The sequence below is a fragment of the Streptomyces sp. NPDC047028 genome, assembly GCF_040644095.1.
GTDB lineage: Bacteria > Actinomycetota > Actinomycetes > Streptomycetales > Streptomycetaceae > Streptomyces.
Map to the genome: position 1 here is coordinate 37,879 of NZ_JBEYVS010000036.1, position 19,061 is coordinate 56,939.

At 71.3% G+C, this 19,061-nt stretch carries 19 protein-coding genes; 18 read left to right on the forward strand and 1 reads right to left on the reverse strand.

The genetic code is table 11. From position 1 onward, the window contains the following. Positions 1-155: 155 nt before the first annotated feature. The 7 genes from aroC to nusB all read left to right on the forward strand — a co-directional run bounded on the left by aroC (position 156) and on the right by nusB (position 6,550). Entirely contained in the window at positions 156-1,340 is a 1,185-nt protein-coding gene (gene aroC, locus ABZ854_RS27860; protein WP_361215761.1) for a chorismate synthase, read from the forward strand. Between the two features lie 32 nt (positions 1,341-1,372). Next, positions 1,373-1,855, forward strand: coding sequence for a shikimate kinase (locus tag ABZ854_RS27865; RefSeq protein WP_361215851.1), 483 nt, complete (start codon positions 1,373-1,375; stop codon positions 1,853-1,855). Beyond that, on the forward strand, positions 1,852-2,943 hold the full coding sequence (gene aroB, locus ABZ854_RS27870) for a 3-dehydroquinate synthase (RefSeq protein ID WP_361215764.1): 1,092 nt from the start codon (positions 1,852-1,854) through the stop codon (positions 2,941-2,943). The genes ABZ854_RS27865 and aroB overlap by 4 nt, the downstream gene beginning before the upstream one ends. 169 nt (positions 2,944-3,112) lie before the next feature. Then, entirely contained in the window at positions 3,113-4,024 is a 912-nt protein-coding gene (locus tag ABZ854_RS27875; RefSeq protein ID WP_361215767.1) for a Pro-rich N-terminal domain-containing protein, read from the forward strand. A gap of 369 nt (positions 4,025-4,393) precedes the next feature. Beyond that, on the forward strand, positions 4,394-5,500 hold the full coding sequence (locus tag ABZ854_RS27880) for an aminopeptidase P family protein (RefSeq protein WP_361215769.1): 1,107 nt from the start codon (positions 4,394-4,396) through the stop codon (positions 5,498-5,500). Positions 5,501-5,552: 52 nt separating this feature from the next. After that, positions 5,553-6,119, forward strand: a complete 567-nt coding sequence (efp, locus tag ABZ854_RS27885) for an elongation factor P (RefSeq protein ID WP_361215772.1) — start codon at positions 5,553-5,555, stop codon at positions 6,117-6,119. Positions 6,120-6,121: 2 nt separating this feature from the next. Beyond that, complete coding sequence (gene nusB / locus ABZ854_RS27890) at positions 6,122-6,550, forward strand: transcription antitermination factor NusB (protein WP_129310288.1); 429 nt, start codon at positions 6,122-6,124, stop codon at positions 6,548-6,550. 207 nt (positions 6,551-6,757) lie between these two features. Here nusB and bldD read toward each other — a convergent pair whose 3' ends face one another. Then, positions 6,758-7,261 (reverse strand): transcriptional regulator BldD, encoded by a 504-nt coding sequence (bldD, locus tag ABZ854_RS27895; RefSeq protein ID WP_129310290.1) that lies wholly within the window; start codon positions 7,259-7,261, stop codon positions 6,758-6,760. A gap of 253 nt (positions 7,262-7,514) precedes the next feature. Here bldD and pyrR point away from each other — a divergent pair, with 253 nt between their 5' ends. From pyrR to rpoZ, 11 genes are all read left to right on the forward strand, one after another. Further along, positions 7,515-8,078: a bifunctional pyr operon transcriptional regulator/uracil phosphoribosyltransferase PyrR gene (gene pyrR, locus ABZ854_RS27900; RefSeq protein WP_361215776.1), complete on the forward strand. Its 564-nt coding sequence runs from the start codon at positions 7,515-7,517 to the stop codon at positions 8,076-8,078. A gap of 93 nt (positions 8,079-8,171) precedes the next feature. Continuing rightward, entirely contained in the window at positions 8,172-9,152 is a 981-nt protein-coding gene (locus ABZ854_RS27905) for an aspartate carbamoyltransferase catalytic subunit (protein ID WP_361215779.1), read from the forward strand. A gap of 5 nt (positions 9,153-9,157) precedes the next feature. After that, positions 9,158-10,444, forward strand: coding sequence for a dihydroorotase (locus ABZ854_RS27910; RefSeq protein WP_361215782.1), 1,287 nt, complete (start codon positions 9,158-9,160; stop codon positions 10,442-10,444). Further along, positions 10,441-11,001, forward strand: a complete 561-nt coding sequence (locus ABZ854_RS27915) for a hypothetical protein (protein ID WP_361215785.1) — start codon at positions 10,441-10,443, stop codon at positions 10,999-11,001. Before ABZ854_RS27910 ends, ABZ854_RS27915 begins: the two co-directional genes overlap by 4 nt. Continuing rightward, positions 10,998-12,140, forward strand: coding sequence for a glutamine-hydrolyzing carbamoyl-phosphate synthase small subunit (gene carA / locus ABZ854_RS27920; RefSeq protein WP_361215788.1), 1,143 nt, complete (start codon positions 10,998-11,000; stop codon positions 12,138-12,140). Before ABZ854_RS27915 ends, carA begins: the two co-directional genes overlap by 4 nt. Then, entirely contained in the window at positions 12,133-15,441 is a 3,309-nt protein-coding gene (carB, locus tag ABZ854_RS27925) for a carbamoyl-phosphate synthase large subunit (protein ID WP_361215791.1), read from the forward strand. The genes carA and carB overlap by 8 nt, the downstream gene beginning before the upstream one ends. Before the next feature lie 80 nt (positions 15,442-15,521). Continuing rightward, the gene (locus tag ABZ854_RS27930; protein WP_361215794.1) at positions 15,522-16,628 is read left to right on the forward strand and encodes a quinone-dependent dihydroorotate dehydrogenase; all 1,107 of its coding nucleotides are present in this window, start codon (positions 15,522-15,524) and stop codon (positions 16,626-16,628) included. Next, positions 16,625-17,470 (forward strand): orotidine-5'-phosphate decarboxylase, encoded by an 846-nt coding sequence (gene pyrF / locus ABZ854_RS27935; protein WP_361215797.1) that lies wholly within the window; start codon positions 16,625-16,627, stop codon positions 17,468-17,470. Before ABZ854_RS27930 ends, pyrF begins: the two co-directional genes overlap by 4 nt. Before the next feature lie 245 nt (positions 17,471-17,715). After that, positions 17,716-18,039, forward strand: coding sequence for an integration host factor (locus tag ABZ854_RS27940; protein ID WP_003977346.1), 324 nt, complete (start codon positions 17,716-17,718; stop codon positions 18,037-18,039). A gap of 73 nt (positions 18,040-18,112) precedes the next feature. Next, on the forward strand, positions 18,113-18,706 hold the full coding sequence (gene gmk / locus ABZ854_RS27945) for a guanylate kinase (RefSeq protein WP_361215799.1): 594 nt from the start codon (positions 18,113-18,115) through the stop codon (positions 18,704-18,706). 74 nt (positions 18,707-18,780) lie between these two features. Continuing rightward, positions 18,781-19,050, forward strand: a complete 270-nt coding sequence (gene rpoZ, locus ABZ854_RS27950; protein ID WP_129310310.1) for a DNA-directed RNA polymerase subunit omega — start codon at positions 18,781-18,783, stop codon at positions 19,048-19,050. The last annotated feature ends 11 nt before the right edge of the window (positions 19,051-19,061 follow it).

The window sequence follows — 19,061 nt, forward strand, 5'->3', positions numbered from 1 at the left end:
GCGTCCGCCTGCTGGACCGTCGGCCGGATCCGGCGCCCGGACGTGGGAGGATCGTAGGGAGGCGGGCCGGGGCCGCGCACCCGGTCTGGCCGTCGCCGCGCGCGAGGACACGCGCGCGCAGGGCAGTACCAGGGCGCGAGCATGGAGGAGCACCGTTGAGCAGGCTGCGTTGGCTGACCGCGGGGGAGTCCCACGGTCCCGCACTCGTCGCGACGCTGGAGGGCCTCCCGGCCGGCGTGCCGATCACCACGGAGATGGTGGCGGACCACCTGGCGCGGCGGCGGCTCGGTTACGGCCGTGGTGCGCGCATGAAGTTCGAGCGGGACGAGGTCACCTTCCTCGGCGGTGTCCGGCACGGTCTCACCCTCGGCTCCCCGGTCGCGGTCATGGTGGGCAACACGGAGTGGCCCAAGTGGGAGCAGGTCATGGCGGCCGACCCGGTCGACGCCGAGATCCTCGGTGGCCTGGCCCGTAACGCGCCGCTGACCCGCCCCCGCCCCGGCCACGCCGACCTCGCCGGCATGCAGAAGTACGGCTTCGAGGAGGCCCGCCCGATCCTGGAGCGCGCCTCCGCCCGCGAGACCGCCGCCCGCGTCGCGCTCGGCGCGGTCGCCCGCTCCTACCTGAAGGAGACGGCCGGCATCGAGATCGTCTCCCACGTCGTCGAGCTGTGCTCGGTGAAGGTCCCGCAGGGCACCCTGCCCACCCCGGCGGACGTGGAGAGGCTGGACGCGGACCCGCTGCGCTGCCTGGACGCGGACACCTCCAAGGCGATGGTCGCGGAGGTCGACCAGGCCCACAAGGACGGCGACACCCTCGGCGGTGTGGTCGAGGTCCTCGCCTACGGCGTCCCGGTCGGTCTCGGCTCTCACGTGCACTGGGACCGCAAGCTGGACGCCCGGCTCGCCGGTGCGCTGATGGGTATCCAGGCGATCAAGGGCGTGGAGATCGGTGACGGTTTCGAGCTGGCCCGGGTGCCGGGATCGAAGGCGCACGACGAGATCGTGAACACGCCTGAGGGCATCCGGCGTGTCTCCGGCCGCGCGGGCGGCACCGAGGGCGGTCTGTCCACCGGTGAGCTGCTGCGGGTGCGGGCGGCGATGAAGCCGATCGCGACCGTGCCGCGCGCGCTGCGGACGGTGGATGTCACCACGGGCGAGGAGGCGCAGGCCCACCACCAGCGTTCCGACGTCTCCGCGGTGCCGGCCGCCGGTATCGTCGCCGAGGCCATGGTGGCGCTCGTCCTGGCGGACGCGGTCGCGGAGAAGTTCGGGGGCGACTCGGTGGCCGAGACCCGCCGCAACGTCCGGTCCTACCTCGACAACCTGTCGATCCGGTGAGCGCCGTGCCCGCTGTCGTCCTGGTCGGCCCGATGGGTGTGGGCAAGTCCACCGTCGGCCGGCTGCTCGCCGAACGCCTCGGCGTCGGCTACCGCGACACCGACGACGACATCGTCACCGCCGAGGACCGCACGATCGCCGAGATCTTCGTCGACGACGGTGAGCCCGCCTTCCGCGCCATCGAGAAGCGGGCGGTGCGCACCGCACTCGCCGAGCACGCGGGCGTCCTCGCGCTCGGCGGCGGCGCGATCCTCGACGCCGACACCCGCGGCCTGCTGGCCGGGCACCGGGTCGTCTACCTCTCGATGGACGTCGAGGAAGCCGTGCGGCGCACCGGCCTGAACGTGGCCCGCCCGCTGCTAGCCGTCAACCCGCGCAAGCAGTGGCGCGAACTGATGGAGGCACGCCGGCACCTGTACGAGGAGGTCGCCACGGCCGTCGTGGCGACGGACGGCCGGACGCCCGAAGACGTCACCGAAGCGGCGCTGGACGCCTTGGAGTTGAAGCAGGCATGAGCGAGTCAGTCACCCGGATCCAGATCGCCGGCAGCGCGGGCACCGACCCCTACGAGGTGCTGGTCGGCCGTCAGCTCCTGGGCGAGCTGGGCGCCTTGATCGGAACCAGGGCCAAACGGGTCGCCGTGATCCACCCGGAGGCACTCGCCGAGACCGGGGACGCGCTGCGCGCCGACCTGGCCGGGCAGGGCTACGAGGCCGTCGCCATCCAGGTGCCCAACGCCGAGGAGGCCAAGACCGCCGAGGTCGCCGCCTACTGCTGGAAGGCGCTCGGCCAGTCCGGCTTCACCCGCACCGACGTCATCGTCGGCGTCGGCGGCGGCGCCACCACCGACCTCGCCGGGTTCGTGGCCGCGACCTGGCTGCGCGGGGTCCGCTGGATCGCCGTCCCCACCACCGTCCTCGCCATGGTCGACGCGGCCGTCGGCGGCAAGACCGGCATCAACACCGCCGAGGGCAAGAACCTGGTGGGCGCCTTCCACCCGCCGGCCGGCGTGCTGTGCGACCTCGCCGCGCTCGACTCGCTGCCCGTCAACGACTACGTCTCCGGGCTCGCCGAGGTCATCAAGGCCGGCTTCATCGCCGACCCGGTGATCCTCGACCTCATCGAGTCCGACCCCGAGGCCGCCCGCACCCCCGCGGGCCCGCACACCTCCGAGCTCATCGAACGCTCGATCCGGGTGAAGGCCGAGGTCGTCTCATCCGACCTGAAGGAGTCGGGCCTCAGGGAGATCCTCAACTACGGCCACACGCTGGGCCACGCCATCGAGAAGAACGAGCGCTACAAGTGGCGGCACGGCGCGGCCGTCGCCGTCGGCATGCACTTCGCCGCCGAACTCGGCCGGCTGGCGGGCCGGCTGGACGACGCGACCGCGGACCGCCACCGCACGGTCCTCGAAGCGGTCGGCCTCCCCCTGCACTACCGCCACGACCAGTGGCCCAGGCTCCTGGAGACCATGAAGGTCGACAAGAAGTCCCGCGGTGACCTGCTGCGCTTCATCGTCCTCGACGGACTCGCCAAGCCCACCGTCCTGGAGGGCCCGGACCCCGCCGTCCTGCTCGCCGCCTACGGCGAGGTCGGCCAGTAGCGCCGGCCCGCCACAGCGGGTCGCCCGAAACTCCCTCGCGGACCGGGCACTTCGGACCGCCCCCGGTCGTTTCACCAAACGACGGCCGCGGGCGGTACCGTTCGGTGTCGAGCGGGACACGAACCCGCGGCCGACGCCAGTAGTTGTGTACGAGACGGAGTGGCAACGGATGCAGCACGCAGTGGGGTCTCCGCTGCCGCCCCACCAGCCGGGGCACGGACCACACGCCGCCTGGGCGTCGTCCGCCCACCACCCGGGAGCACATCCGGCGGTCCCGCACGGCCCGCCGGCCGGGCCGGGTCCCGCAGTGTCCCCCGGATCCGTCCCACCCGCACCCCCGCAACCCCCGGCACAGCACCCTCCGGCGCCACAGCCGCCCGTGCCGCCCCACCCGGCACCGGCCACGCGGCACGCCTCCATGCCGCCACCGCCCGACACCACCGGGCACGTTCCGTTGCCGCCCGGCGGCCCCGTCGGCATCCCCGCCGCACCCCCGGCCGCGGCCGCCGTCCCCGATCCCACGACCACCACGCTGGCCGTCCTGCTGATCGGCCCGGCGGGCGCGGGCAAGACGAGCGTGGCGAAGTACTGGGCGGAGCACCGCCGGGTCCCGACCGCCCACATCAGCCTCGACGACGTACGCGAATGGGTCCGCTCCGGCTTCGCCGACCCCCAGTCCGGCTGGAACGACCACTCCGAGGCCCAGTACCGCCTGGCCCGCCGGACCTGCGGTTTCGCCGCCCGGAACTTCCTGGCCAACGGCATCTCCTGCATCCTCGACGACGCCGTCTTCCCGGACCGCCCGGTCGTCGGCCTCGGCGGCTGGAAGCGCCACGTGGGCCCGGGCCTGCTCCCCGTCGTCCTCCTCCCCGGCCTCGACATCGTCCTGGAGCGCAACGCCGAGCGCTCCGGCAACCGCCGCCTCACCGACGAGGAGGTGGCCCGCATCCACGGTCGCATGGCCGGCTGGTACGGCTCGGGCCTCCCCATCATCGACAACTCCCAACTCGACGTCCCCGCCACCGCCCAGCTCCTGGACGAGGTCCTCACCAGAGCCATAGCTAGCCCCCCGACCTGGTAACGGGGCCCCTGCCCCAACCCCAGGCGTGCGGGGCTGATCGATATCCGGCTCCGCCGCGCGGGCGCGCCCCCCTCACCCTCCGGCACACGCCCACCGTCCCCACCCCAGGGGCGCGGGGAACTGCGCGATCAAGCACCACGCACCCGCACCGGACAACGCACCCGACCCCCCACCCCCCAGGGGCGCGGGGAACTGCGCGACAAGCCACACCGCACCCGCACCGGACAACGCACCCGACCCCCCACCCCCCAGGGGCGCGGGGAACTGCGCGACAAGCCACACCGCACCCGCACCGGACAACGCACCGCCCCCACCCCACTCGGCCCCCACCAACCAGCACAACCCACCCAAAACTCCTACGCTCATCTCATGTCAGAGGTGTACGCGACCCGCCGAGCCCGTCTCAGGGAACGCTGCCACGCGGCCGGCACCGCGGCAGCGCTCATCTCCCGCCCCGCCAACGTGCGCTACCTCGCCGGCGCCGCCCCGCAGGGCTCCGTCCTGCTGCTCGGCAAGCACGAGGACCTCCTCGTCTGCACCGGCCCGCCGGACGATCCCCCCACCGAGGGCCGACCCGACGAGAACCTGCGGGCCCACGTCCTCTCCGCGCCGGACGGCGACCCCGCCGTCGCCGCGGCCGACCTCGCCGCCGGTCAGGGCGCCGACGCCGTGGCCGTCGAGGAGCACCACCTCACGGTCACCCGGTACCGCGCCGTCGCCTCGGTGGCCCCCCGCCTCCGCCTCTCCGACCTCGGCGGAGCCGTGGAGCAGCTCCGGGTCGTCAAGGACGAGGAGGAGATCTCCTGCCTGCGCATCGGCGCGGAGATCGCCGACCAGGCCCTCGGCGAGCTCCTGGAGTCCATCCTGGTGGGCCGCACCGAGCGCCACCTCGCGCTCGAACTCGAACGACGCCTCGTCGACCACGGCGCCGACGGCCCCGCCTTCCCGACCTCCGTCGCCACCGGACCGCACGCCGGCCGCCGCCGGCACCGGCCCACCGACCGGCGCGTGGAGGAGGGGGACTTCCTCTCCGTCTGCCTGGGCGCCACCTACCGCGGCTACCGCTGCGAGATCGGCCGTACCTTCGTCATCGGCACCTCGCCCGCGGACTGGCAGATCGAGCTGTACGACCTCGTCTTCGCCGCCCAGCGCGCCGGACGCGAGTCCCTCACGCCCGGCGCCGCCTACCGCGACGTGGACCGCGCGGCCCGCCAGGTGCTGGACTCCGCGGGCTACGCGGAAGCGCTTCCACCGCTGTCGGGACACGGTGTCGGACTCGAAATCGACGAGGACCCGCAGTTGGCCCCCGCGGCCATGGGTAAACTGGACGCTTGCGTGCCGGTCACCGTCGAACCGGGGGTCCACCTCCCGGGCCGGGGCGGCGTCCGGATCGATGACACGCTCGTCGTACGCCCCGAGGCGGACGGCGGACCCGAGCTACTCACCATCACGACCAAGGAGCTGCTCGCACTCTAGGCAAGGTGCGTGCCCCGGGGTCGTCCACGTCAGTCCAGGAGATTCCGCAACCGTGGCTTCCACGAACGACCTCAAGAACGGCCTGGTGCTCAAGCTGGAAGGCGGCCAGCTCTGGTCCGTCGTCGAGTTCCAGCACGTCAAGCCCGGCAAGGGCCCGGCCTTCGTGCGCACCAAGCTCAAGAACGTGCTCTCCGGCAAGGTCGTCGACAAGACCTTCAACGCCGGCGTCAAGGTCGAGACGGCCACTGTCGACAAGCGCGACATGCAGTTCTCGTACATGGACGGCGAGTACTTCGTCTTCATGGACATGGAGACCTACGACCAGCTCATGGTCGACCGCAAGGCCGTCGGTGACGCCGCCAACTTCCTCGTCGAGGGCTTCACCGCCACCGTCGCGCAGCACGAGGGCGAGGTGCTCTTCGTCGAGCTGCCGGCCGCCGTCGAGCTGACCATCCAGGAGACCGAGCCCGGCGTGCAGGGCGACCGCTCCACCGGCGGCACCAAGCCGGCCACGCTGGAGACCGGCCACCAGATCCAGGTCCCGCTCTTCATCACCACCGGTGAGAAGATCAAGGTCGACACCCGCACCAGCGACTACCTCGGCCGGGTGAACAGCTAACCGTGGCTGCCCGCAACACGGCCCGCAAGCGCGCCTTCCAGATCCTCTTCGAGGGCGACCAGCGCGGCGCCGACGTCCTCACCGTCCTCGCGGACTGGGTCCGGCTCTCCCGGAGCGACACCCGGCAGCCGCCGGTGAGCGAGTACACGATGCAGCTGGTCGAGGGCTACGCGGAGCACGCGACGCGGATCGACGAGCTGATCGCCCAGTACGCGGTGGGCTGGACGCTGGACCGGATGCCGGTCGTCGACCGCAATCTGCTGCGGCTCGGGGCGTACGAGCTGATCTGGGTCGACGAGACGCCCGACGCGGTCGTCCTGGACGAGATGGTGCAGCTGGCGAAGGAGTTCTCCACGGACGACTCGCCGGCCTTCGTCAACGGCCTGCTGGGCCGCCTCAAGGAGCTGAAGCCGACACTGCGTCGCGCATAGCCGACGAGGGGCGCCGTGGGACTGCGGCTGCCGGCGACCTGTGGGCCGCCTGTGGTTGCTCGCGCAGTTCCCCGCGCCCCTTCGTCGCGCTTGCGGTGCCCGGTGCCCGCACAGCGCCCTCAGTGTCGCCAAACACCGCCGGGGTGGCCGGAGCCGTCTGGTTCCGGCCACCCCGGCGGCACGTTTCTGCTCAAGCGGTGCGGGCGCTCACGCCTCTTCGTGCGTGGCCACCGCGCGGCGCGCGTCCGCGTCCAGGACGCCCCATCCGATCAGCTGCTCGGTGAGGACCGAGGGGGACTGGTCGTAGATGACGGCGAGTGTGCGCAGGTCGTCCTGGCGGATCGAGAGCACCTTGCCGTTGTAGTCGCCGCGCTGCGACTGGATCGTCGCCGCGTAGCGCTGCAGGGGGCCCGCCTTCTCGGCCGGCACCGTGGCCAGCCGCTCCAGGTCCAGGACCAGCTTCGGCGGCGGCTCGGCGGCCCCGCCCGGCGTGGTGCCCGGCAGCAGCTCCTGCACGGGAACGCCATAGAAATCGGCCAGCTCGGCAAGGCGCTGCACGGTGACGGCGCGGTCCCCGCGCTCGTAAGAACCGACCACCACGGCCTTCCAGCGGCCCTGGGACTTCTCCTCGACACCGTGGAGGGAAAGGCCCTGCTGGGTGCGGATGGCCCGGAGCTTGGCCCCGAGCTGTTTGGCGTATTCGCTGGACATATAGCTCCCCGGACACTGTGTCGACGCGGCTGACGGTGTTTCCCGCCGCGCGGCTGGTAACTCACTGTGAGGTTACGCAGCGTGACTCTGGTGCGTCAAGCCGAATGGTCCACACCGACTCTTCCGTGGTAGTGATGGCCGAATACGCCAAGGGGGTGATCAGGGACCGCTGAGGGACCTGGTACCGTGGATGGCGCAAATTCGACGTCCTTTAAGATCCGTCCCGTGAGGCGGAGAAGGGGGTCCGTTTCGTATGGACAAGCAGCAGGCATCCGATGCCCGGCCCGTGCTCGAAGGCCCTGACATCGTGCGGGTGCTGACCCGCATCGCCCACGAGATCGTCGAGCGCGCCAAGGGTGCCGACGACGTGGTGCTCCTCGGCATTCCGACCCGGGGTGTCTTCCTCGCCCAGCGGCTCGCCGCCAAGCTGGAGCAGATCACCGACCGCAAGATCCCGGTCGGCTCCCTCGACATCACGATGTACCGCGACGACCTGCGCATGCACCCGCCGCGCGCGCTGGCCCGCACCGAGATCCCCGGTGACGGCATCGACGGCAAGCTCGTGGTCCTCGTCGACGACGTGCTCTTCTCCGGCCGCACCATCCGCGCCGCCCTCGACGCGCTGAACGACATCGGCCGCCCGCGCGCGGTGCAGCTCGCCGTCCTCGTCGACCGCGGCCACCGCGAACTGCCCATCCGCGCCGACTACGTCGGCAAGAACCTCCCCACGTCGCTGCGGGAGACGGTCAGGGTCCAGCTCGCCGAGGAGGACGGTCGCGACACCGTGCTGCTCGGCGTCACGCCGGCCGGCCAGTAGCGAGTCAGGCGCGCGAGGCCGCTTCGGCGTGCCGAACCGCGCACCGGTTCGTCCCGAATCTCCCGAACTGAACTGCCTTACGGAGCCTGACAGATGCAGCGTCATCTCATCTCGGCCGCCGACCTCACCCGCGACGACGCCGTCCTGATCCTCGACACCGCCGAGGAGATGGCCCGGGTCGCGGACCGGCCGATCAAGAAACTGCCGACCCTGCGCGGCCGCACGATCGTCAACCTCTTCTTCGAGGACTCCACCCGGACCCGGATCTCGTTCGAGGCCGCCGAGAAGCGCCTGTCCGCGGACGTCATCAACTTCACCGCCAAGGGCTCGTCGGTGTCCAAGGGCGAGTCCCTGAAGGACACCGCCCAGACCCTGGAGGCGATGGGCGTCGACGCCGTCGTCATCCGGCACGGCGCCTCAGGTGCCCCCTACCGCCTGGCCAACTCCGGCTGGATCGACGCCGCCGTGATCAACGCGGGCGACGGCACCCACCAGCACCCCACCCAGGCCCTGCTGGACGCCTTCACCATGCGCCGCCGTCTCGTCGGCCGCGACGCCGGCCTCGGCCAGGACCTGTCCGGCCGCCGCGTCACGATCGTCGGCGACATCCTGCACAGCCGCGTCGCCCGCTCCAACGTCGACCTGCTGCACACCCTCGGAGCCGAGGTCACCCTCGTCGCCCCGCCCACCCTGGTGCCCGTCGGCGTCGAGACCTGGCCCTGCGAGGTGTCGTACGACCTCGACAGCGCGCTGCCGAAGTCCGACGCGGTGATGATGCTCCGCGTCCAGCGCGAGCGCATGAACGCCGCCTTCTTCCCCACCGAGCGCGAGTACTCGCGGCGCTACGGCCTCGACGGCGACCGCATGGCCAAGATGCCGCAGGACGCCATCGTGATGCACCCCGGCCCGATGGTCCGGGGCATGGAGATCACCGCCGAGGTCGCGGACTCCCCGCGCTGCACGGTCGTCGAGCAGGTCGCCAACGGGGTCTCCATCCGCATGGCCGTCATGTACCTGCTGCTGGGCGGCAACGAGCCCGCCGTCACCCACGCCCGCACTGCTGAGGAGAAGTAAGCACGATGAGCAAGATCCTGATCCGTGGTGCGAAGGTGCTCGGCGGCGAGCCGCAGGACGTCCTGATCGACGGCGAGACGATCGCCGAGGTGGGCGCGAACCTCCAGGCCGACGGCGCGGAGGTCGTCGAGGCCGGCGGCAAGGTGCTGCTCCCCGGCCTGGTCGACCTGCACACCCATCTGCGCGAGCCCGGCCGCGAGGACTCCGAGACCGTCCTGACCGGCACCCGCGCCGCCGCCTCCGGCGGCTACACCGCCGTCTTCGCCATGGCCAACACCTTCCCGGTCGCCGACACCGCCGGTGTCGTCGAGCAGGTCTGGCGGCTCGGCAAGGAGTACGGCTACTGCGACGTCCAGCCCATCGGCGCTGTCACCGTCGGCCTGGAGGGCAGGAAGCTCGCCGAACTCGGCGCCATGCACGAGTCGGCCGCCGGGGTCACCGTCTTCTCCGACGACGGCAAGTGCGTCGACGACGCCGTGATCATGCGCCGCGCGCTGGAGTACGTGAAGGCCTTCGGCGGAGTCGTCGCCCAGCACGCTCAGGAGCCCCGGCTCACCGAGGGCGCCCAGATGAACGAGGGCGTCGTCTCCGCCGAGCTGGGCCTGGGCGGCTGGCCGGCCGTCGCCGAGGAGTCGGTCATCGCGCGGGACGTGCTCCTCGCCGAGCACGTCGGCTCCCGCGTCCACATCTGCCACCTGTCGACCGCCGGCTCCGTGGAGATCGTCCGCTGGGCCAAGTCCCGCGGCATCGACGTCACCGCCGAGGTCACCCCGCACCACCTGCTCCTCACCGACGAGCTGGTGCGGACGTACAACCCGGTCTACAAGGTCAACCCGCCGCTGCGCACCGAGCGCGACGTGCACGCCCTGCGCGAGGCGCTCGCCGACGGCACGATCGACATCGTCGCCACCGACCACGCCCCGCACCCGCACGAGGACAAGGACTGCGAGTGGGCCGCCGCCGCCATGGGCATGGTCGGCCTGGAGACCGCGCTGTCCGTCGTCCAGGAGACCATGGTCGACACCGGCCTGCTGGACTGGGCGGGCGTCGCCGAGCGCATGTCGGCGAACCCCGCGCGCATCGGGCAGGCGCACGGTCACGGGCGTCCCGTCTCGGCTGGTGAGCCCGCCAACCTCACGCTCGTCGACACGGCATACCGTGGGCAGGTGGACCCCGCGGGCTTCGCCTCGCGCAGCCGGAACACCCCGTACGAGGGACGCGAGCTGCCGGGCCGTGTCACCCACACGTGGCTGCGGGGCAAGGCCACGCTCGTCGACGGGAAGCTCACGTGACACCTGTAATCCTGCTGGCCGAGGCGAAGAAGTCGGCCGATGTGACCGACTGGGGCGCCCGGATCGGCTGGCTCGTCGGACTCGCCCTCTTCGTGGCGCTCGTCTACTGGCTGATGCGCGAGGGCTGGAAGTGGCGCGGCACCCTCCAGGGTGACCTGCCCGAGCTGCCCAGCGCGCCGGAGGAGCCCGGTGAGGCGAGACTGACGATGAGCGGCCGCTACCACGGCTCCACCACCGCCGGGCAGTGGCTGGACCGCATCGTGGCCCACGGCCTCGGCACCCGCAGCCGGGCCGAGCTCACCCTGACCGACGCGGGCCTTGACGTCGTACGCCCCGGGGCGGCCTGCTTCTTCGTCCCCACCGCCGCCCTGCGCGGCGCCCGGCTCGACAAGGGCATCGCCGGCAAGGTCCTCACCGAGGGCGGCCTGCTGGTGGTGACCTGGGCGCACGGCGACAAGCTGATCGACTCCGGCTTCCGCTCCGACCACGCGGCCGAGCACCACGCCTGGGTCGACGCCCTGAACCAGATGACCAACGACACGGAAGGCGCACGATGACGACCTCCACCAGGGGAGCCGCGAAGGCTCCCGCCGTACTCGTCCTGGAGGACGGCCGCATCTTCCGCGGCCGCGCCTACGGGGCCGTGGGGGAAACCTTCGGCGAAGCCGTGTTCTCCACCGGCATGACCGGCTACCAGGAGACCCTCACCGACCCGTCGTACGACCGCCAGATCGTCGTCGCGACCGCCCCGCAGATCGGCAACACCGGCTGGAACGACGAGGACGACGAGTCCGGGCGGATCTGGGTCTCCGGCTACGTCGTGCGCGACCCCGCGCGCGTGCCGTCCAACTGGCGCTCCAAGCGCTCCCTGGACGAGGAGCTCCAGCGGCAGGGCGTCGTCGGCATCAGCGGCATCGACACCCGCGCCCTCACCCGCCACCTGCGCGAGCGCGGCTCGATGCGCGCCGGCGTCTTCTCCGGCGAGGCGATCGCCCCCGACGCGGACCTGGTCGAGCGCGTGCAGGCCCAGCCGCACATGAAGGGCGCGAGCCTCTACGAGGAGGTCGCGACGAAGGAGGCGTACGTCGTCCCCGCCGTCGGCGAGAAGCGCTTCACCGTCGCCGCCGTCGACCTCGGCATCAAGGGCATGACCCCGCACCGCATGGCCGAGCGCGGCATCGAGGTGCACGTGCTGCCCGCCACCGCCACCGCCGACGAGATCTACGCCGTCGCCCCCGACGGGGTCTTCTTCTCCAACGGCCCCGGCGACCCCGCCACCGCCGACGGCCCGGTCGCGCTGATGCAGGCCGTGCTGGAGCGCAGGACGCCGCTGTTCGGTATCTGCTTCGGCAACCAGATCCTCGGCCGCGCCCTCGGCTTCGGCACCTACAAGCTGAAGTACGGCCACCGGGGCATCAACCAGCCGGTCCAGGACCGTACGACCGGCAAGGTCGAGGTCACCGCGCACAACCACGGCTTCGCGGTGGACGCGCCGCTCGACAAGGTCAGCGACACGAAGTTCGGGCGCGCCGAGGTCTCCCACGTCTGCCTCAACGACAACGTCGTGGAGGGGCTGCAGCTGCTCGACCAGCCGGCCTTCTCCGTCCAGTACCACCCCGAAGCGGCCGCCGGCCCGCACGACGCCGCCTACCTGTTCGACCGCTTCGTTTCCCTGATGGAGGGCCAGCGTGCCTAAGCGCACCGATATCCAGTCCGTCCTGGTCATCGGCTCCGGCCCGATCGTCATCGGCCAGGCCGCCGAGTTCGACTACTCCGGCACCCAGGCGTGCCGCGTCCTGCGGGCCGAGGGCCTGCGCGTCGTCCTGGTGAACTCCAACCCGGCGACGATCATGACCGACCCGGAGATCGCCGACGCCACCTACGTCGAGCCGATCACCCCCGAGTTCGTCGAGAAGATCATCGCCAAGGAGCGCCCCGACGCGCTCCTGCCCACCCTGGGCGGCCAGACGGCCCTGAACACCGCGATCTCGCTGCACGAGAACGGCGTCCTGGAGAAGTACGGCGTCGAGCTGATCGGCGCCAAGCCCGAGGCGATCCACAAGGGCGAGGACCGCGACCTGTTCAAGGAGGTCGTGGAGGAGGTCCGCCGGAAGATCGGGCACGGCGAGTCCGCCCGCTCGGTCATCTGCCACACCATGGACGACGTCCTGGGGGGCGTCGACACGCTCGGCGGCTACCCGGTCGTCGTCCGCCCGTCCTTCACCATGGGCGGCGCCGGCTCCGGCTTCGCCCACGACGAGGACGAGCTGCGCCGCATCGCCGGCCAGGGCCTGACGCTCTCCCCGACCACCGAGGTGCTCCTGGAGGAGTCCATCCTCGGCTGGAAGGAGTACGAGCTGGAGCTGATGCGCGACAAGAACGACAACGTCGTGGTCGTCTGCTCCATCGAGAACTTCGACCCGATGGGCGTGCACACCGGCGACTCGATCACCGTCGCGCCCGCCATGACGCTCACCGACCGCGAGTACCAGGTCCTGCGCGACATGGGCATCGCGATCATCCGCGAGGTCGGCGTCGACACCGGCGGCTGCAACATCCAGTTCGCGATCAACCCGGACGACGGCCGCGTCATCGTCATCGAGATGAACCCGCGCGTCTCCCGCTCCTCGGCCCTCGCCTCGAAGGCCACCGGCTTCCCCATCGCCAAGATCGCCGCGAAGCTCGCCGTCGGCTACACCCTCGACGAGATCCCGAACGACATCACCCAGGAGACCCCGGCCTCCTTCGAGCCCACGCTCGACTACGTCGTCGTCAAGGCCCCCCGGTTCGCCTTCGAGAAGTTCCCGCAGGCCGACTCCACGCTGACCACCACCATGAAGTCGGTCGGCGAGGCCATGGCCATCGGCCGCAACTTCACCGAAGCCTTCCAGAAGGCGCTGCGCTCCCTGGAGAAGAAGGGCAGCCAGTTCGCCTTCACCGGCGAGCCCGGAGACAAGGACACCCTGCTGCGCGAGGCCGTACGGCCCACCGACGGCCGGATCAACACGGTCATGCAGGCCATCCGCGCCGGCGCCACCCCGGAGGAGGTCTTCGAGTACACGAAGATCGACCCCTGGTTCGTCGACCAGCTCTTCCTGATCAAGGAGATCGCCGACGAACTGGCCGAGGCCCCCGAGCTGACGACTGAGCTGCTCGCCGAGGCCAAGCGGCACGGCTTCTCCGACCTCCAGGTCGCCGAGATCCGCGGCCTGCGCGAGGACGTCGTCCGCGAGGTCCGGCACGCCCTCGGCATCCGCCCGGTCTACAAGACGGTCGACACCTGCGCCGCCGAGTTCGCCGCGAAGACGCCGTACTTCTACTCCTCCTACGACGAGGAGAGCGAGGTCGCCCCGCGCGAGAAGCCGGCCGTCATCATCCTGGGCTCCGGCCCCAACCGCATCGGCCAGGGCATCGAGTTCGACTACTCCTGCGTCCACGCCTCCTTCGCGCTGAGCGACGCCGGGTACGAGACCGTGATGGTCAACTGCAACCCCGAGACCGTCTCCACCGACTACGACACCTCCGACCGGCTGTACTTCGAGCCGCTCACCCTGGAGGACGTGCTGGAGATCGTCCACGCGGAGTCCCTCGCCGGCCCGATCGCCGGTGTGGTCGTCCAGCTCGGCGGCCAGACCCCGCTCGGCCTCGCGCAGGCGCTGAAGGACAACGGCGTGCCGATCGTCGGCACGTCCCCCGAGGCGATCCACGCCGCCGAGGACCGCGGTGCCTTCGGCCGCGTCCTCGCCGAGGCCGGCCTGCCCGCCCCGAAGCACGGCACGGCCACCACCTTCGACGGCGCCAAGGCCATCGCCGACGAGATCGGCTACCCGGTCCTGGTCCGCCCCTCGTACGTCCTCGGCGGGCGCGGCATGGAGATCGTCTACGACGAGACGCGCCTCGCCTCCTACATCGCCGAATCGACCGAGATCAGCCCCTCCCGGCCGGTCCTCGTCGACCGCTTCCTGGACGACGCGATCGAGATCGACGTCGACGCCCTCTACGACGGCGAGGAGCTGTACCTCGGCGGCGTCATGGAGCACATCGAGGAGGCCGGCATCCACTCCGGCGACTCCGCGTGCGCGCTGCCCCCGATCACGCTCGGCGGCTTCGACATCAAGCGGCTGCGCGCCTCCACCGAGGCCATCGCGCGCGGGGTCGGGGTGCGCGGTCTGATCAACATCCAGTTCGCGATGGCGGGCGACATCCTGTACGTCCTCGAAGCGAACCCGCGCGCCTCGCGCACGGTCCCCTTCACCTCGAAGGCGACCGCGGTGCCGCTGGCCAAGGCCGCCGCCCGGATCTCGCTGGGCGCGACGATCGCCGAGCTGCGTGCCGAAGGCCTGCTCCCGGCGAACGGCGACGGCGGCGAGCTGCCGCTGGACGCGCCGATCTCCGTCAAGGAGGCCGTCATGCCCTGGTCGCGCTTCCGCGACATCCAGGGCCGCGGCGTCGACACCATCCTCGGCCCGGAGATGCGCTCCACCGGCGAGGTCATGGGCATCGACTCCGTCTTCGGCACGGCGTACGCCAAGTCGCAGGCGGGCGCCTACGGCCCGCTGCCCACCAAGGGCCGCGCGTTCATCTCGGTCGCCAACCGCGACAAGCGGTCGATGATCTTCCCGGCGCGCGAGCTGGTCGCCCACGGCTTCGAGCTGCTGGCGACCTCCGGCACGGCCGAGGTCCTCAAGCGCAACGGCATCAACGCGACCGTCGTGCGCAAGCAGTCCGAGGGGACCGGGCCGAACGGTGAGAAGACCATCGTCCAGCTCATCCACGACGGCGAGGTCGACCTCATCGTCAACACGCCGTACGGCACGGGCGGCCGGCTCGACGGCTACGACATCCGCACCGCCGCGGTGGCGCGCTCGGTGCCCTGCCTGACGACCGTCCAGGCGCTCGCCGCGGCCGTCCAGGGCATCGACGCCCTCAACCACGGCGACGTGGGCGTCCGCTCACTCCAGGAACACGCGGAACACCTGACCGCGTCCAGGGACTAGCAGCAAGCCCCGAGGGGGACACCGGAAACGGTGTCCCCCTCTTCATGAGGACACCCAGAGGACACCTGAGGACTCCTGAGATGTACAAGTTCTTCTTCCGCCTGGTCTTCAAGCGGATGGATCCCGAGAAGGCCCATCACCTCGCCTTCCGCTGGATCCGGCTCGCCGTCCGCGTCCCCGTGCTGCGGACCTTCGTCGCCGCCGTTCTCGCGCCCCGGTACAAGGAGCTGCGGACGGAGGCGTTCGGGCTGCGGATGCACGGCCCCTTCGGGCTGGCCGCCGGGTTCGACAAGAACGCCGTGGCGATCGACGGGATGTCGATGCTGGGCTTCGACCACGTCGAGATCGGCACGGTCACGGGCGAGCCGCAGCCCGGCAACCCCAAGAAGCGGCTGTTCCGGCTCGTCGCGGACCGCGCGCTGATCAACCGCATGGGCTTCAACAACGACGGCTCCCTGGCCGTGGCCGCCCGCCTGGCGTCCCGCGAGCCGGTCTTCCGGACGGTCGTCGGCGTCAACATCGGCAAGACCAAGGTCGTCCCCGAGGCGGAGGCCGTCGGCGACTACGTGAAGTCGGCGGAGCGTCTCGCGCCGTACGCCGACTACCTGGTCGTCAACGTCTCCTCGCCGAACACGCCGGGCCTGCGCAACCTCCAGGCCACCGAGGCGCTGCGCCCGCTGCTGAGCGCCGTGCGCGAGGCCGCCGACCGGGTCGTGCCGGGCCGGCGCGTCCCGCTGCTGGTGAAGATCGCCCCCGACCTCGCCGACGAGGACGTCGACGCCGTCGCCGACCTGGCCGTGGAGCTGGGTCTGGACGGCATCATCGCCACGAACACCACCATCGCGCGCGAGGGCCTCGGACTGGCCTCCCCGGCCTCCCTGGTCAAGGAGACCGGCGGCCTGTCCGGGGCACCGCTCAAGGAGCGCTCCCTGGAGGTCCTGCGCCGCCTGTACGCGCGCGTGGGCGACCGGACCACCCTGGTGGGCGTCGGGGGCGTCGAGAGCGCCGAGGACGCCTGGCAGCGCATCCTGGCGGGCGCCACGCTGGTCCAGGGCTACAGCGCCTTCATCTACGAGGGGCCCTTCTGGTCCCGCGCCCTGCACAAGGGTCTCGCCGCCCGCCTGCGCACCAGCGCGTACGCCACCCTCGCCGACGCCGTCGGCGCCGACGTGAGGAAGCCCGCATGAGCCCGATGGAGCCCTTCGGCGCCCGCCTGCGCCGCGCCATGGACGCGCGCGGCCCGCTGTGCGTCGGCATCGACCCGCACGCCTCCCTGCTCGCCGAGTGGGGGCTGAACGACGACGTGGCCGGTCTGGAGCGGTTCAGCCGCACGGTCGTCGAGGCGATGGCCGACCGGGTCGCCGTCCTGAAGCCGCAGAGCGCCTTCTTCGAGCGGTTCGGCTCGCGCGGCCTCGCCGTCCTGGAGGCATCGGTCCGGGAGGCCCGAGAGGCCGGCGCCCTGGTCGTGACGGACGCCAAGCGCGGCGACATCGGCTCGACCATGGCCGCCTACGCCGAGGCGTTCCTGCACAAGGACGCCCCGCTGTTCTCGGATGCCCTGACCGTCTCGCCGTACCTCGGCTACGGCTCGCTCAGCCCGGCCGTCGCGCTGGCCCGGGAGAGCGGCGCCGGACTGTTCGTGCTGGCGCTGACCTCCAACCCGGAGGGCCGCGAGGTGCAGCACGCGGTGCGCGCCGACGGCCGCAGCGTGGGCACGACCATGCTGGCCCACCTGGCGGCGGAGAACGCGGGGGAGGAACCGCTGGGCTCCTTCGGCGCGGTCGTCGGCGCCACGCTCGGCGACCTGTCCACGTACGACCTGGACATCAACGGCCCGCTCCTCGCGCCCGGCATCGGCGCCCAGGGGGCGAAGGCCGCCGATCTGCCGCGGGTCTTCGGCGCGGCGGTGCGCAACGTGGTGCCGAACGTCAGCCGCGGGGTGCTGCGGAAGGGGCCCGACGTCGGGGCGCTGCGCTCGGCCGCGGAGCGGTTCGCGGAGGAGATCCGGGCCGCCGTCGTGGGGGCCTGAGCCGCCACCGGGGCGACTTGAGTGTGAATACATCCTCAAATCCGGGGCATTATGTCCAAAATGTCCGGCCTGGCGGAGGCTGACCAGGACTTTTCCGCTGTTCTCGCTGACTCTGGCGGACTTGGCCGCTAGTCTCCGAGCAGGGTCAACGGGCGAAGCGTGTTGCTCGTGGCTCCCCAGGTGTGGGGCGACTAGGTTCCTCACCGGTCCGTATCCGACAGTTCGACATCCGAGGTGACGTAGGCGTGGCTCTTCCGCCCCTTACCCCTGAACAGCGCGCAGCCGCGCTCGAAAAGGCCGCCGCGGCTCGCCGGGAGCGGGCCGAGGTCAAGAATCGACTCAAGCACTCCGGCGCCTCCCTGCACGAGGTCATCAAGCAGGGCCAGGAGAACGACGTCATCGGCAAGATGAAGGTCTCCGCCCTGCTGGAGTCCCTGCCGGGCGTGGGCAAGGTCCGCGCCAAGCAGATCATGGAGCGTCTGGGTATCTCCGAGAGCCGCCGCGTGCGGGGTCTCGGTTCCAACCAGATCGCGTCCCTGGAGCGTGAGTTCGGCAGCACCGGCTCCTGAGTCCGGTTGCCGGGTCCGGGGGCGACCGGACCGGGAGTCCCGGGCACGGGGGGATTGCTGGAATAATCGCCCCATGGCTGTAGCACCCCGGGGGACGACCCCCGAGCCCCCGGACGTACGTCCGCGGCTGACCGTGCTCTCCGGCCCCTCCGGGGTCGGCAAGAGCACGGTCGTCGCTCATATGCGCAAGGAACACCCCGAGGTCTGGCTCTCGGTGTCGGCGACGACCCGCAAGCCGCGCCCCGGCGAGCAGCACGGCATCCACTACTTCTTCGTCACCGACGACGAGATGGACAAGCTGATCGCCAACGGCGAGCTGCTGGAGTGGGCCGAGTTCGCCGGCAACCGGTACGGCACGCCCCGCACGGCGGTGGCGGAGCGGCTGGAGAAGGGCGAGCCCGTCCTGCTGGAGATCGACCTCCAGGGCGCCCGGCAGGTCCGCGAGTCCCTGGCCGACGCCCAGCTGGTGTTCCTGGCCCCGCCCTCCTGGGAGGAGCTGGTGCGCAGGCTGACCGGCCGCGGCACCGAACCGCCCGAGGTCATCGAGCGCCGTCTGGACGCCGCGAAGACCGAGCTGGCCGCCGAGCCGGAGTTCGACGAAACCCTGGTCAACACCTCCGTCGAGGACGTGGCCCGCGAGCTGCTAGCCTTGATGGACGTTGTGTGATCGTGACTGCCGTGCTCGGACATGTCACACCGGTCACACCGACTGATTCTTTCCCACCCATCGGAAGGCAGAGCGTGTCCTCTTCCATCACCGCGCCCGAGGGCATCATCAACCCGCCGATCGATGAGCTTCTCGAGGCCACCGACTCGAAGTACAGCCTGGTGATCTACGCGGCCAAGCGGGCCCGTCAGATCAACGCGTACTACTCGCAGCTCGGCGAAGGCCTCCTCGAGTACGTCGGTCCGCTCGTCGACACCCACGTCCACGAGAAGCCGCTCTCGATCGCCCTGCGCGAGATCAACGCGGGTCTGCTGACGTCCGAGGCCGTCGAGGGCCCGGCGTAAGTACGACCGTC